Raw genomic sequence first — 13,968 nt, forward strand, 5'->3', positions numbered from 1 at the left:
AGGGCGTCAGCTTTGAAGGGCGGCAAAGGTACCTATCCGGCACCCGCCCCGCAAGCCCGCGGCGACATCGTTCGGCGCCGGGCCGCGGGGGATGGCGGCCATCATCGCGGGGAACTGACTCAGCGCAAAAATAGCCTATGCAAGATGCTGCGGAACGCGCGTTGAGCCAGCCAATGCAGTACTCTATCGCGATTTTTTTGCCCGCCGGAGACCAATTCCCATGCCCATCCGTGAGATCCGCCATCCGCTGATCCGCCACAAGCTCGGCCTGATGCGCCGCGCCGACATCAGCACCAAGAATTTTCGCGAACTGGCCCAGGAAGTCGGCGCGCTGCTGACCTACGAAGCGACCAACGACCTGCCGCTGGAAACCTGCGCCATCGAAGGCTGGTGCGGCGAAGTGCAGGTGGAGAAGATCGCCGGCAAGAAGATCACCGTGGTGCCGATCCTGCGCGCCGGCATCGGCATGCTCGACGGTGTGCTCAGCCTGATTCCCGGTGCCAAGGTCAGCGTCGTAGGCCTGGCGCGCAATGAGGAAACCCTCGCCGCGCACACCTACCTGGAGAAACTGGTAGGCGAGCTGAACCAGCGTCTGGCGCTGATCATCGACCCGATGCTGGCCACCGGCGGCTCGATGATCGCCACCATCGACATGCTGAAGAAGGCCGGCTGCAAGGAAGTCCGCGCGCTGGTGCTGGTCGCCGCGCCGGAAGGCATCAAGGCGGTCACCGAGGCGCACCCCGACGTGGCGATCTACACCGCCTCGATCGATTCGCACCTCAACGAGCAGGGCTACATCATCCCGGGCCTGGGCGATGCCGGCGACAAGATCTTCGGCACCAAGCAGAAGGACAACTGAGCATGCAGCAGTACAACGATCCGCTATGGAAGCAGATCATTTCCGGTGCACAGATGCTCTTCGTCGCCTTCGGCGCGCTGGTGCTGATGCCGCTGATCACCGGCATGGACCCCAACGTAGCCCTGTTCACCGCCGGCCTCGGGACCCTGCTGTTCCAGCTGGTCACCGGGCGCCAGGTGCCGGTGTTCCTCGCCTCGAGCTTCGCCTTCATCGCGCCGATCATCGTCGCCAAGGGTGAGTTCGGCCTGCCGGCGGTGCTCGGCGGCGTGGTCGCCGCGGGCTTCGTCTACACCTTCCTGGGCCTCGCGGTGAAGATCAAGGGCGTCGGTTTCATCGACCGCCTGCTGCCGCCGGTGGTGATCGCGCCGGTGATCATCTCCATCGGCCTGGGCCTGTCGCCGGTGGCGGTGAACATGGCCATGGGCAAGACTGGCGACGCCAGCGCGCAGCTGATTCCCTACGGCACGGCGATGCTGGTGTCGATGCCGGCGCTGCTGACCACGCTGCTGGTGGCGATCTACGGCAAGGGCATCTTCCGCCTGGTGCCGATCCTCGCCGGCGTGGTCGTCGGCTACGGACTGTCGTTCGCCTTCGGCCTGGTCGACACAGCCGGCATCGCCGCCGCGCCCTGGCTGGCCATGCCGCACTTCGTCGCGCCGGAATTCCACTGGGGCGCGATCCTGTTCATGGTTCCGGTCGCCCTGGCGCCGGCCATCGAACACGTCGGAGGGGTCATCGCGGTCGGTGGCGTGACCGGCAACGACTACCTGAAGAAGCCCGGCCTGCATCGCACGCTGCTCGGCGACGGCCTGGCCACTTCGGCCGCCGGCCTGTTCGGCGGCCCGCCGAACACCACCTACGCCGAAGTCACCGGCGCAGTGATGCTGACCAAGAGCTACAACCCGAAGATCATGACCTGGGCGGCCGGCTTCGCCATCGTCCTGGCCTTCATCGGCAAGTTCGGCGCCGGCCTGCAGAGCATTCCGGTCCCGGTGATGGGCGGCATTCTCTGCCTGCTGTTCGGTTCGATCGCCGTAGTCGGCCTGAACACCCTGATCCGTCACCAGGTGGACATGGCCGAGGCGCGCAACCTGGTGATCGTTTCGGTGACCCTGGTGTTCGGCATCGGCGGCATGGTCATCGGCAACGGCGACATCGGCCTGAAAGGCATCTCGCTGTGCGGCATCGTCGCCATTGGCCTGAACCTGCTGCTGCCGGGCGGCGGCCACTGGAAGAGCAAGCCGCTGATCGAGCCCCAGGAGCTCGACGCCAAGGAGTGATCTGCTCCTGCCGCCGTGCCCTCGGTGCGGCGGCGCCCTCCCCGCCTAGCGATAGGCGCCGACGATGCCCTCGCGCTCCTCCATGCACTCCGCCGAACCCAGCTCGAAGTCCCGACACACCTGCGGCCGGTTGGCGTAGATGGTGCAGCGCATGCTGTCCCGGTCCAGCGCCACGCACCAGCCGTCGTCTAGCCGGCGCATCACGTCGCCGCCCCACTCCGCGGTGTCGATGTAGCGTTCGGGCACGCCGGTGTCGCCGAGCAGCAGCACCTCCAGCCGACAGCAACAGGCCGCGCAGGTCGAGCAGGACACCGCGGGCTCGGCGATCTGGTGATGGGGAACATGGCGGGAGGAGTCGGACATGCCGCGCAGTGTACGCCGGTGGCGTGCGCGGCAGGCGATGGGCGGATGGCTGGCTTGAGCAGGACGCGCAGTTTGCGCAGGCGAGGCCTGCACGAACGTCACCGGTGCGCGTGGCGCACCCTACGGAGCGTGCGCCGCGGTCTCATGTAGGGTGCGCCATGCGCACCGCAGGCGGGCGCCCGGTCGACACCTAGCGCAGGCTCCTGAACGCCGCCAATGCGCGCTGGCGGCTTTCGCCGAGGTCGACGATCGGCGCCGGGTACTCCGCGCGGCCGAACAGGTCGCTGCCCTTGGCGCCGGGCGAGTGGACCTGCTTGCCCTTGATCCCTGCCAGCTCCGGCACCCACTCGCGGATGAAGTCGCCGTGCGGGTCGAACTTCTGCGACTGGCTGACCGCGTTGAAGATGCGAAAGTACGGCACCGAGTCGGTCCCGGTGGAGGCGCTCCACTGCCAGCCGCCGTTGTTCGCCGCCAGATCGCCGTCGATCAGGTGGCGCATGAACCAGCGCTCGCCCTCGCGCCAGTCGATCAGCAGGTTCTTGCTGAGGAACATCGCGCTGATCATCCGCAGGCGGTTGTGCATCCAGCCACAACCAAGCATCTGCCGCATCGCCGCGTCGACGATGGGAATCCCGGTTCGCCCCTGCTGCCAGGCTTCCAGGTCCGCCGGCGCTTGGCGCCAGGGCAGGCGCTCGGTTTCCGGCTTGAAGGCCCGGTGCATGGACACTCGCGGGTAGCCGACCAGGATGTGCTTGTAGAACTCGCGCCAGAACAGCTCGTCGATCCAGGTGGTGACGCCCGGATTGCCGCTGTCGAACTCGCCCCCGTTGCTGGCCAGAGCGGCGTGCAGGCACTGCCGCGGGGAGACCACGCCGGCCGTGAGGTAGGCGCCGATGCGGCTGGTGCCGGGCTGCGCGGGGAAGTTGCGTTCGACGTGGTAATCGCCGATGTCCTCGTCGGCGAAGGCATCCAGGCGTTTGCGCGCGGCTCTCTCGCCGGCCGGCCACAACTCGATCAGCGAACGGGAGGGCGTGGCGAAACCCTCGACCGTCGTTGGCAGCGAATCGCTGGCCAGCTTCATCGGCGCCTGCGCCCTGGGCACCGGCAGGCAATGTGGCAAGGCGGCGTGCAGGCGCTGGAGGCATTGCTTGCGGAACTGCCCGTAGACCTTGAAATAGCCGTCGGACTGGGTGAGCACGCTGCCCGGGGCGAAGAACAACTGGTCCAGGTGCCGGCGGAAGGCCACGCCGTCGGCCTTCAGCGCCTGCTCCACCGCCGCGTCGCGCGCGCTTTCGTTGACGCCGTACTCGTCGTTCACCTGCACCGCGCGGATCTCATGCTCGCGACACAGGGCCGCGAGCAGGCTCGGCGCGGCGCTCCAGTCGTCCGCCTGGCGAATCAGCAGCGGCACGTTCAGCGCGCCGAGCGCGCCCCGCAGTTCGGCCAGGTTGCGCAGCCAGAAGTCTACCTTGCAGTCGGCGTCGTCATGCCGGCGCCATTGCCTGGGAGCGATCAGGTAAACGGCGATGGTCGGCCCCGCGCCGAGAGCGGCATGCAGGGCGCTGTTGTCCTGCGCGCGAAGGTCGCTGCGGAACCAGATCAGCTGGGACATGGAGGTCCTTATCCGGTGAAGCGCGGCGCGATGCCGCGGGGTTCAGAGGGCGTTGCGCAGGCTGAGGGTCTCGGGATGCGGCTGCATGTAGGCCTGGCGCTCGATGTAGGGATGCGGGTGCTGACGGAAGTGATGCTTGAGCAGCGTCATCGGCACCACCAGCGGCACGATGCCCTGGCGGTACTGCTCGATCAGTCGCTGGATTTCCTGGCGCTGGTCGCTATCCAGGCTGCCGCGCAGGTAACCGCTCAGGTGCTGCAACACGTTGCTGTGGGTCCCGCGGGTGGCGCATTTGCGCAGCGCCCTCATCAGCGCGCTGAAGTAGCGCGAGCCGAGCACCTGCGGATCGTGCTCGCCGAGACTGCCGAGCAGCCGGCCGATGGCCTTGTACTGCACCGGGTCGGTGGCCATCAGCAGGTACTTGTAGCGCGAGTGATAGCCGATGATCGCGCCGCGTGTCAGGCCGTCACGCAGCAGCGCCCGCCATTCGGCGTAGGCGAACACGCGGGTGAGGAAGTTCTCGCGCAGCACCGGATCGTTGAGACGGCCTTCTTCCTCCACCGGCAGGTCCGGCAGCCGCTCGGTGATGGCGGCCGCGAAGATGCCGCGCCCGCCGCCCTCGACCGGGTTGCCGTTGTCGCCATACAGCTTGACCCGGTGCAGCCCGCAGGACGGCGACTTCTGCATGAAGATGTAGCCGCTCAGGCCATCCAGCTCTGCCGCCATACCCTGGCCGTAGTCGTGAAGCGCTTGGGTGTGATCGCGGGACGGATCACGGCTGTCCACCGCGCGTGGTCCCTGGGGATGATCGACCAGACGGATAGCCGCACGCGGAATGCCCAGGCCGATGGCGACCTCGGGACAGAGCGCGACGAACTCGACATGCTGCGCCAGTGCCTGGCTGCACAAACGCGACTCCTTGTGGCCGCCATTGAAGCGCACCTCGGAGCCCATCAGGCAGGCGCTGATGCCGAGCCGGGGCTTTGTCGATGCGGGAATAGCACTGGCCATATGCACTCTCCAAGGTTGTACAGGAAATTGATCGCGTACAACTTTGATCGTTCAAGAAAGCGTTCGCCAAGTCAATCTACGACGGCCTCGGCGCCCTGCGACAACGGATCAGCGGCGGTGCTCCAGCAGCTTGCGCGCGGCTTCCTGACCGCTCAGCCAGGCACCCTCGACGCGCCCGGACAGGCACCAGTCGCCGCAGGCGTACAGGCCGAGATCGACATCCGCCAGCGTCCCCCATTGATGGGCCAGCGACGGCTTCGCATACAACCAGCGGTGCGCCAGGGTGAACGTCGGCGCCGGCACCGCGCAGCCGATCATCTCGGCGAAGGCGCCGTGCAAGTGTTCGATGACCTGCTCCCTGGGCATGTCCAGGTGCTGCCGGGTCCAGGCGCTGGTGGCGTGCAGCACCCAGGTGTCGGGCTGGTTGTCGCGCCCCGGCTTGGAACGGTTGCGCGCCAGCCAGTCGAGCGGGCCGTCCTGCACGAAGCAACCCTCCAGCCCGGTTTCCAGCGGCGTGGCGAAGGCCAGCGCCACCGCCCAGGTCGGCTCCATCGCCACCGTGGCCGCGGCCCCGGCCAGCTTCGGCGCCGCCGCCAGCAGGGCCGTCGCCTGCGGCGCCGGGGTGGCGATGATCACCGAGCTGAACGGCCCGTGGCTGCGGCCTTCGGTGTCTTGCAGGGTCCAGTTCTCCTCGCCGCGGAAGACGTCGACGATGCGGCAGTTGAACTCCACCGGCAGCGCACTGAGCAGGGCGCGGGTGATCGAACTCATGCGCGGCGTTCCGACGAAGCGAACCTGCTCGTCCGGCGAGGCGCTCAGTTGACCGTTCTGGAACTGATAGAGGCTCGGCGACCATTCGGCGACCCAGCCGCGCTGGCGCCATTGCTGCACCACCTCGGCGAAGCGCCGGTCACGCGCGGTGAAGTACTGCGCGCCCATATCCAGCGCGCCCGCCTCGCTGCGCTTGCTGGCCATGCGGCCGCCGCTGCCGCGGCTCTTGTCGAACAAACGAATCTCTTGGCCGGCGTCCAGCAGCGCATGGGCCGCGGAAAGACCGGCGAGGCCGGTGCCGATGATGGCGATGGGAGTAGTCATGAATTACCTCGTGAGCCTTCGACTGCAGGCTGGCTCCTGTACAATTTCTTGCGCTGTACAGTTTGGACACGTCTTCGCGACACAGTTCAGCCTAGAGCCAACCCGGGAACACGTCACGCGTCCATTCGCGCGACCGGGGGAAATACCGACCCGCGACCTGCCTGCGGCCCTGTCCCGCAGTCTCGATCGCCCCGATGAATTTTCTCTAGCGGTGCGGCGCGCCGGTCGCTTCGTATAATCGACGCACGACGCCACGCCTAAGGATCACGCATGACCGATCACGCACTGCTGCTGGTCAACCTGGGTTCGCCCGCCTCCACCTCGGTGGACGACGTGCGCCGCTACCTCAACCAGTTCCTCATGGACCCTTACGTGGTCGACCTGCCGTGGCCGCTGCGCCGGCTGCTGGTCTCGCTGATCCTGATCCGCCGCCCGGAGCAGTCGGCGCACGCCTATGCCTCGATCTGGTGGGACGAGGGTTCGCCACTGATCGTGCTCAGTCGCCAGTTGCAGGAAGCCGTGCGCCCGCACTGGCCGCACGGCCCGGTGGCGCTGGCGATGCGCTACGGCGAGCCGTCGCTGGAAAACACCCTGCGCGAGCTGGCCACCCAGGGCGTGCGCAAGGTGACGCTGGCGCCGCTCTACCCGCAGTTCGCCCAGAGCACCACCACCACGGTGATTGAGGAGGCGAAGCGGGTCATAGCCCAGCACGGGCTCGATATCCGCATGGGCGTGCTGCAACCTTTCTTCGCCGAGCCGGAATACCTCGATGCGCTGGTGGAGAGCGCCAGGCCCTGCCTGGACGAAGGCTTCGATCACCTGCTGCTGAGCTTCCACGGGCTGCCCGAGCGGCACATCCGCAAGCTGGTGAAACAGCCCAAGCACGACCTGCGCGCACCGGACAGCAAGGGTGTCAGCGACGAAGTGCTCGCGGTCTGCTACCGCAGCCAGTGCCAGCGCACCGCCGAAGCCTTCGCCGAACGCCTCGGCTTGCGCCCGGACCAGTGGTCGGTGTCCTTCCAGTCGCGCCTGGGCCGGGACAAATGGATCGAGCCCTACACCGAAACCCGCCTCGGCGAACTCGGCGCGCAGGGCGTCGGCAAGCTGCTGGTGATGTGCCCGGCATTCGTCGCCGACTGCATCGAAACCCTCGAGGAGATCGGCCAGCGCGGCCAGGAACAGTTCGCCGAGGCCGGCGGCGGCGAGCTGAAGCTGGTGCCCTGCGTGAACAGCCATCCGCGGTGGGTGGAGGCGTTGGTCAGGCTGTGTGAGCGGGTGGTGGTCTAGGACCTCGGCCGTCGGCCTGACCCGTGTAGCCGCGCCGGAGTGATGTAAACCCTCGGACATGTAGGGTGGATGACGCTCTTTTCATCCACCGTTACACCGCCAGTGGATCGGTGAAGCGTGATCCACCCTACGCGCCCTACCGCTCCTCCTTCACCCTGAACCAGGCCGCATAAAGCGCCGGCAGGAACAGCAGCGTCAGCGCCGTCGCCACGATCAACCCGCCCATGATCGCCACCGCCATCGGCCCGAAGAATACGCTGCGCGACAGCGGAATCATCGCCAGCACCGCCGCCAGGGCGGTCAGCACGATCGGCCGGAAACGCCGTACCGTCGCGTCGATGATCGCGTCCCAGCGGCGCTGCCCGGCGGCGATGTCCTGTTCGATCTGGTCCACCAAAATCACCGAGTTGCGCATGATCATGCCCGACAGCGCGATGGTGCCGAGCATCGCCACGAAGCCGAACGGCTGATTGAACAGCAGCAGGAACAGCGTCACGCCGATCAGCCCCAGCGGCGCGGTGAGGAACACCATCAGCGTGCGCGAGAAGCTCTTCAGCTGCAGCATCAGTAGGCTCAGCACCACCACGATGAACAGCGGCACGCCGGCGTTCACCGAGTTCTGCCCCTTGGCCGAATCCTCAACGGTGCCGCCGACCTGCAGCAGGTAGCCATCGGGCAACTGCTCGCGGATCGGTTGCAGGGTCGGCTCGATCTGCTTGACCAGGGTCGCCGGTTGCTCGGTGCCGTAGATGTCGGCGCGCACGGTGACCGTGGGCAGGCGGTCGCGGTGCCAGATGATGCCTTCCTCGAAGCCGTACTCCAGGGTCGCCACCTGCGACAGCGCCACGCTGCGCCCGTTGCTGGTGGGCACCGCCAGGCTCGGCAGCAGGGCGAGGTCCTGGCGCTCGCGCGGGGTGCCGCGCAGAAGGATTTCGATCAGCTCGTTGTCCTCGCGGTACTGGCTCACGCTGGAGCCCGACACCGCGCTTTGCAGGAAGCTCGACAGGTCGGCCGTGGTCACGCCCAGCGCCCGCGCGCGTTCCTGGTCGACATTCAGGTAGACGACCTTGCTCGGCTCCTGCCAGTCCAGGTGCACGTTGGAGACGTGCGGGTTCTCGCGCACCTTGTCGGCGACCTGGCGCGCCAGGCCGCGGACCTCGTCGATGTGCTCGCCGGACACGCGGAACTGGATCGGGTAGCCCACCGGCGGGCCGTTCTCCAGCCGCGAGACGCGGGTGCGCAGGCTCGGGAACTGCTCGTTGAGGGTCTGGATCAGCCAGACGCGCAGGGCCTCGCGCTCCTCGATGGACTTCGCCAGCACCACGAACTGGGCGAAGCTGGTGGCCGGCAACTGCTGGTCCAGCGGCAGGTAGAAGCGCGGCGAACCGGTGCCGACATAAGCGACGAAGTTGTCGATGCCCGGACGCTCGGCGAGCATCTTCTCCAGCCGCCGCACTTCGGTTTCGGTCGCCACCAGCGAGGCGCCCTCGGCGAGCTTGAAGTCGACCATCAGCTCGAGCCGGCCGGACGCCGGGAAGAACTGCTGCGGCACGAAACGGAACAGGGCCACCGCGCCGACGAAGGCCGCCAGGGTCAGCACGATCACCGTCTTGCGGTAGCGCACGCACCAGCCGACCAGCCGCCGCACGCGCAGGTAGAAGGCCGTCGAGTAGGGATCGTGGGCGCCCTCGCCGTGCTTTTGCGCGTGGCGCTTGGCCAGGTCCGGCAGCAGGCGGTCGCCCAGGTAGGGAACGAAGACCACCGCGGCGAACCACGACACCACCAGCGCGATGGCCACCACCTGGAAGATCGAGCGGGTGTATTCGCCGGTGCCGGACTGCGCGGTGGCGATCGGCAGGAAGCCGGCGGCGGTGATCAGCGTGCCGGTGAGCATCGGAAACGCGGTGCTGGTCCAGGCGTAGCTGGCCGCCTTCAGCCGGTCGTAGCCCTGCTCCATCTTGATCGCCATCATCTCCACCGCGATGATCGCGTCGTCCACCAGCAGCCCCAGCGCCAGCACCAGCGCGCCGAGGGAAATCTTGTGCAGGCCGATATCGAAGTAGCGCATGGTGGCGAAGGTCATCGCCAGCACCAGCGGGATCGACAGCGCCACCACCAGCCCGGTGCGCATGCCCAGCGAGAAGAAACTCACCAGCAGGACGATGCCCAGCGCCTCGGCGAGCACGCGGACGAACTCGCCGACGCCGGTCTTCACCGCCGCCGGCTGGTCGGACACCTTGCGCAGCTGCATGCCGGCCGGCAGGGTTTCCTGGATTCGCGCGAACTCGTGTTCCAGCGCCTCGCCGAGCACCAGGATGTTGCCGCCGGGTTTCATCGACACCGCCAGGCCGAGAGCGTCCTCGCCCATGAAGCGCATGCGCGGCGCCGGCGGGTCGTTGAAGCCGCGCTTGACCTCGGCGACGTCGCCGATGCGGAAGCTACGGTCGCTGACGCGGATCGGGAAGTCGCGGATCTCCTCCACCGACTCGAACCGCCCGGTGACGCGGAGCTGCACGCGGTCGCTGGCGGTCTCGAAGAAACCCGCCGAGGCGACCGCGTTCTGCGCCTCGAGCGCCTGCTGCACCGCACTCATCGGCAGGCCGAGGGTGGCCAGCTTGACGTTGGAAAGCTCGATCCAGACCTTCTCGTCCTGCAGGCCGACCAGTTCGACCTTGCCGACGTCCTTGACCCGCTGCAGCTGCAGCTGGATGCGGTCGGCGTAGTCCTTGAGCACGGCGTAGCTGTAGCCGCCGCCGGTCAGCGCGTAGATGTTGCCGAAGGTGGTGCCGAATTCGTCGTTGAAGAACGGCCCCTGGATGCCGGCCGGCAGGGTATGCCGGATGTCGCTGACCTTCTTGCGGATCTGGTACCAGAGCTCGGGAATTTCCACCGAGTGCATGGAGTCGCGCGCCATGAAGGTGACTTGGGAAAGCCCCGGACGCGAGAACGAGACGATGCGCTCGTACTCGCCGGTCTCCATCAGCTTCTTCTCGATGCGCTCGGTGACCTGGCGCGACACCTCTTCGGCGCTGGCGCCCGGCCAGTTGGTCTGGACGACCATGGCCTTGAAGGTGAACGGCGGGTCCTCGCTCTGCCCCAGCTTGCTGTAGGACAGCGCACCAACGACGGCGATCAGCAACATCACGTAGAGCACGATCTGGCGGTTTTTCAGCGCCCAGGCGGAAAGATTGAAGCCCATCGCCGCTTACTCCTTGGCTGCCAGCTTGATCGCACGGTTGTCGCGATCCACCGGACGGATCTGCTGGCCTTCGCGCAACACCTGCACGCCGGCCGCCACCACCCAGTCGCTGGCCTTGAGGCCCTCGAGTACCGGAACCAGGGTTTCGCCGTAGGCGCCGATGCGCACCGGCGTGCGTTTCAGCGTGGCGGTCTGCGGGTCGACCCGCCACACGAAGGGCGCGCCGTTCTCCGCCGACAATGCCGACAGCGGCACCGCCAGGGCCTGGGCGGCGCCGGTGCTGGCGAACACCCGCGCGCTCTGGCCGAGCTCCGCGGGCACCGTGCCGACGTCGAAGGCGACCCGTGCCGGGAAGGTGCGCGACTGCGCGTCGGCGGCCGGCGACAGCTCGCGAATGTGCGCCGGGTAGCGCTGGCCGGGCTGCGACCACAGCTCCACCTCGATTGGCTGGCCGATGCGGAAGCGCTCGAAGGCGTGCTCGGGCAGGTTGATCGCCACCTCGCGCTCGCCATCCACCGCCAGGCTGAACAGCGTCTGCCCGGCGGAAACCACCTGCCCGACATCGAAGCGCCGGCTGGCGATCACGCCGTCCTGCGGCGCACGCAGCACCGCGTAGCCGGCCTGGTTGTTGGCGACGTTGAACTCGGCGCGAATCTGCCGCAGGCGGGCCTCGGCCGAAAGGAAGCCGTTATGCGCGCTGTCGTACTGCGAGCGGCTGACCATCTGCCGGTCGAGCAGGCGCTGGTAACGCTCGCGCTCGGCCTTGGCCAGTTGCAGGTTGGCCTCGGCGGCGGCGACCTGCGCGCGGCTGGCGTCCAGCTGCAGGCGCACGTCCTGCGGGTCCAGCTCGGCCAGCGGCTGGTCCTTCTTGACCCGCTCGCCCACTTCCACCAGGCGCTGGGTCACCTTGCCGCCGATGCGGAATGCCAGTTCCGGCTCGTAGCGCGCACGTACCTCGCCCGGAAAGCTCTCCGAGGCGGCACCCGCCGGCTGCGGCTGCACCACCATCGCCGGGCGCGGCGGAGCCGGTGGCGCCAGGGGTTTTTCGCAAGCGCCAAGCGCCAGCGCGAGAGACAGGACGGAAAGCGGAGCGAGGAAACGGGGTGGCATGTTCGGTGGCCCTTCGCAGACGGCGTTTTGGAATTCTTATACTGGCGGGTATAGTAAAAATAGAAAACTCACCAGTCCAGTATTTAAACGGCGAAAATGTCAGACAAATCTTTTCCCGGTAACGGCCCCGGCCGGCCCAAGGACCCCGCCAAACGCAAGGCCATTCTCGAGGCGGCGAAATGCCTGTTCCTGAGGCAGGGCTACGACGGCAGCAGCATGGACGCCATCGCCGCCCATGCCGGAGTTTCCAAGCTCACGGTGTACAGCCACTTCAACGACAAGGAGACGCTGTTCGCCGCCGCGGTGAAGGCCAAGTGCGAAGAGCAACTGCCCGAACTGCTCTTCGAACTGACCGAGGGCGCGCCCATCGAGGCGCAGCTGATGAGGATCGGGCTGGGTTTCCACGCGTTGATCAACAGCGCCGAATCGGTGGGCCTGCACCGCACCATGATCGCCCTGGCCAGTTCCAACCCACGGCTCTCGCAGCTGTTCTACGAGGCCGGTCCGAAGCAGGTGATCGAGGAGATGGCGCGGCTGCTGGCCGAGGTGGATCGCGCCGGGAAACTGCGCATCGCCGACCCGCACGGCGCCGCAGAGCATTTTTTCTGCCTGGTCAAGGGTGGCCACCACTTCCGCCACCTGATCGGCTGCGCCGAAGCGCAGAGCGCGGAAGACGAACAGGCCCACGTGCACGACGTGGTGGAGCTGTTCCTGCGCGCGTTCCGCCTCGATCCCCTCAGCTGAGGTTGGCCTTGTGCAGGCCGTAGAGCTTGTCGGCCGAGCCGGGCACGGCGCGGAAAGCGACGCTCAGGCGGTTCCAGCCGTTGATCGCGATGATCAGAAAGGACAGCTCGGCCACTTCCTGCTCGGAAAACTGCTCGCGCACCGCGGCGAAGATCGCGTCCGGTACGCCGTGCGGCGGCAGGTGGGTCAGCACCTCGGTCCATTCCAGCGCCGCGCGTTCACGCGGGGAAAACAGCGGCGATTCGCGCCACACGGCGACGTGATGCAGGCGCAGCTCGCGCTCGCCGTGAATCTTGGCTTCCTTGACGTGCATGTCGACGCAGAAGGCGCAGCCGTTCAGTTGCGACGCGCGTAGCGTCACCAGATGGGCGATCTCGGCGAGAAAGGGTTTCTTGTTCAGCAGAACGCTGAATTCCGCGTAAAGGGCGGCGGCGTCGGGGGACAGCTTGTAGTAGTCGAGACGTTGGCTCATGGTCGTGCTCCGCAGGGTCGGAGGGCCGTTACGGCGAATGCCGTGGTAGCCCGGTGGAGACGACTGTACGGGGCGATGGCCTAGTCATGTAGAGCCAAGTTCGACCTGTTTGACTGGGACATGAACGAGCGCGCGGTCAGTCGGCGGCGACCAGTTTCTTCAGCGGATAGATGTCGTAGCGGCTGGACTTGCCGTCCAGGCTGTAGCTCGGTTTCGCGCCTTCGATCGGCGGCGCCTTGCGCGGGCGCTTCACCACCACGCGGTGGCTGGCCAGCGCCAGCGCGGCCTGCAACAGCGCCGGCGCGTCCATGTCGTCGCCCACCAGCGGGCGGAACAGGCGCATCTCCTTCTTCACCAGGGCGCTCTTGTCTCGATGCGGGAACATCGGGTCGAGGTAGATCACCTGCGGTGCCTCGTCCTGCCAGGCGCCGATCAGCTCGATGGCGTTGCCCACCCGCAGGCGCATGCGCGCGACGATCGAACCGACCTCCGCATCGCCGGCGGCGCGGGCCAGCCCGTCCTCCAGCAGCGCGGCGATCAGCGGCTGGCGCTCGATCAGGCTGACCGTGCAACCCAGGGTCGCCAGCACGAAGGCATCGCGCCCCAGCCCGGCGGTGGCATCCAGCACCGACGGCCGAATTCCTGCACCGACGCCGACTGCCTTGGCGATCATCTGCCCGCTGCCGCCGCCGAAACGCCGCCGGTGCGCCACCGCGCCCTCGAGGAAATCCACCCGCACCGGCCCCGGCGCGGCATCGCCCAGTTCGACGAACTGCAACCCCTCGGCGCCCACCTGCACGGCGAACTCCGCGTCGCCCTGCAACGGCAGGCCGAGGCGCTGCGCCCAGCGCTCGGCGGCGGCGGAATGGACAGGAGAAAGCGCTTCGACGCGCAGGGACGGCAGGTCGGTCATGGTGCTCGGGGCAGGCGATTAGG

General features: G+C 67.5%; 12 protein-coding genes. 4 read left to right on the forward strand and 8 right to left on the reverse strand.

Features of this window, described 5'->3' with window-relative positions; translation table 11 throughout:
- Window positions 1-220 precede the first annotated feature (220 nt).
- Together upp and QMX85_RS04375 are read left to right on the forward strand one after the other, a co-directional pair.
- Entirely contained in the window at window positions 221-859 is a 639-nt protein-coding gene (upp, locus tag QMX85_RS04370) for a uracil phosphoribosyltransferase (RefSeq protein WP_090228767.1), read from the forward strand.
- 2 nt (window positions 860-861) lie between these two features.
- Window positions 862-2,139, forward strand: a complete 1,278-nt coding sequence (locus QMX85_RS04375; protein WP_282338978.1) for a uracil-xanthine permease family protein — start codon at window positions 862-864, stop codon at window positions 2,137-2,139.
- A gap of 45 nt (window positions 2,140-2,184) precedes the next feature.
- On the opposite strand, the gene QMX85_RS04380 is transcribed toward QMX85_RS04375, so the two are convergent.
- From QMX85_RS04380 to QMX85_RS04395, 4 genes are all read right to left on the reverse strand, one after another.
- Window positions 2,185-2,502 carry a YkgJ family cysteine cluster protein gene (locus QMX85_RS04380; protein ID WP_282338979.1) on the reverse strand — a complete coding sequence of 106 codons (318 nt, stop codon included), beginning with the start codon at window positions 2,500-2,502 and terminating at the stop codon, window positions 2,185-2,187.
- A 190-nt stretch (window positions 2,503-2,692) separates the two neighbouring features.
- Window positions 2,693-4,114: a deoxyribodipyrimidine photo-lyase gene (gene phrB / locus QMX85_RS04385; RefSeq protein WP_282338980.1), complete on the reverse strand. Its 1,422-nt coding sequence runs from the start codon at window positions 4,112-4,114 to the stop codon at window positions 2,693-2,695.
- 42 nt (window positions 4,115-4,156) lie between these two features.
- Window positions 4,157-5,125, reverse strand: a complete 969-nt coding sequence (locus QMX85_RS04390; protein ID WP_282338981.1) for a DUF523 and DUF1722 domain-containing protein — start codon at window positions 5,123-5,125, stop codon at window positions 4,157-4,159.
- 108 nt (window positions 5,126-5,233) lie between these two features.
- Window positions 5,234-6,220, reverse strand: coding sequence for an NAD(P)/FAD-dependent oxidoreductase (locus QMX85_RS04395; RefSeq protein ID WP_282338982.1), 987 nt, complete (start codon window positions 6,218-6,220; stop codon window positions 5,234-5,236).
- Window positions 6,221-6,490: 270 nt separating this feature from the next.
- Here QMX85_RS04395 and hemH point away from each other — a divergent pair, with 270 nt between their 5' ends.
- A complete protein-coding gene (gene hemH, locus QMX85_RS04400; RefSeq protein ID WP_282338983.1) occupies window positions 6,491-7,507 on the forward strand; it encodes a ferrochelatase in 1,017 nt (338 codons plus the stop codon).
- A gap of 136 nt (window positions 7,508-7,643) precedes the next feature.
- Here the strand turns inward: hemH and QMX85_RS04405 are convergent, their stop codons facing one another.
- Both QMX85_RS04405 and QMX85_RS04410 read right to left on the reverse strand, forming a co-directional pair.
- Entirely contained in the window at window positions 7,644-10,706 is a 3,063-nt protein-coding gene (locus tag QMX85_RS04405; protein ID WP_282338984.1) for an efflux RND transporter permease subunit, read from the reverse strand.
- A 6-nt stretch (window positions 10,707-10,712) separates the two neighbouring features.
- Window positions 10,713-11,816: an efflux RND transporter periplasmic adaptor subunit gene (locus QMX85_RS04410; protein ID WP_282338985.1), complete on the reverse strand. Its 1,104-nt coding sequence runs from the start codon at window positions 11,814-11,816 to the stop codon at window positions 10,713-10,715.
- Window positions 11,817-11,912: 96 nt separating this feature from the next.
- Here QMX85_RS04410 and QMX85_RS04415 point away from each other — a divergent pair, with 96 nt between their 5' ends.
- Window positions 11,913-12,560: a TetR/AcrR family transcriptional regulator gene (locus QMX85_RS04415; RefSeq protein WP_282338986.1), complete on the forward strand. Its 648-nt coding sequence runs from the start codon at window positions 11,913-11,915 to the stop codon at window positions 12,558-12,560.
- On the opposite strand, the gene QMX85_RS04420 is transcribed toward QMX85_RS04415, so the two are convergent.
- Window positions 12,553-13,032, reverse strand: coding sequence for a carboxymuconolactone decarboxylase family protein (locus tag QMX85_RS04420; RefSeq protein WP_282338987.1), 480 nt, complete (start codon window positions 13,030-13,032; stop codon window positions 12,553-12,555). The two genes, QMX85_RS04415 and QMX85_RS04420, sit on opposite strands and share 8 nt — an antisense overlap.
- A gap of 136 nt (window positions 13,033-13,168) precedes the next feature.
- Window positions 13,169-13,945, reverse strand: coding sequence for a class I SAM-dependent methyltransferase (locus QMX85_RS04425; RefSeq protein WP_282338988.1), 777 nt, complete (start codon window positions 13,943-13,945; stop codon window positions 13,169-13,171).
- Window positions 13,946-13,968 lie beyond the last annotated feature (23 nt).

The organism is Pseudomonas sp. PS02288 (assembly GCF_029959715.1).
GTDB lineage: Bacteria > Pseudomonadota > Gammaproteobacteria > Pseudomonadales > Pseudomonadaceae > Pseudomonas_O > Pseudomonas_O kuykendallii.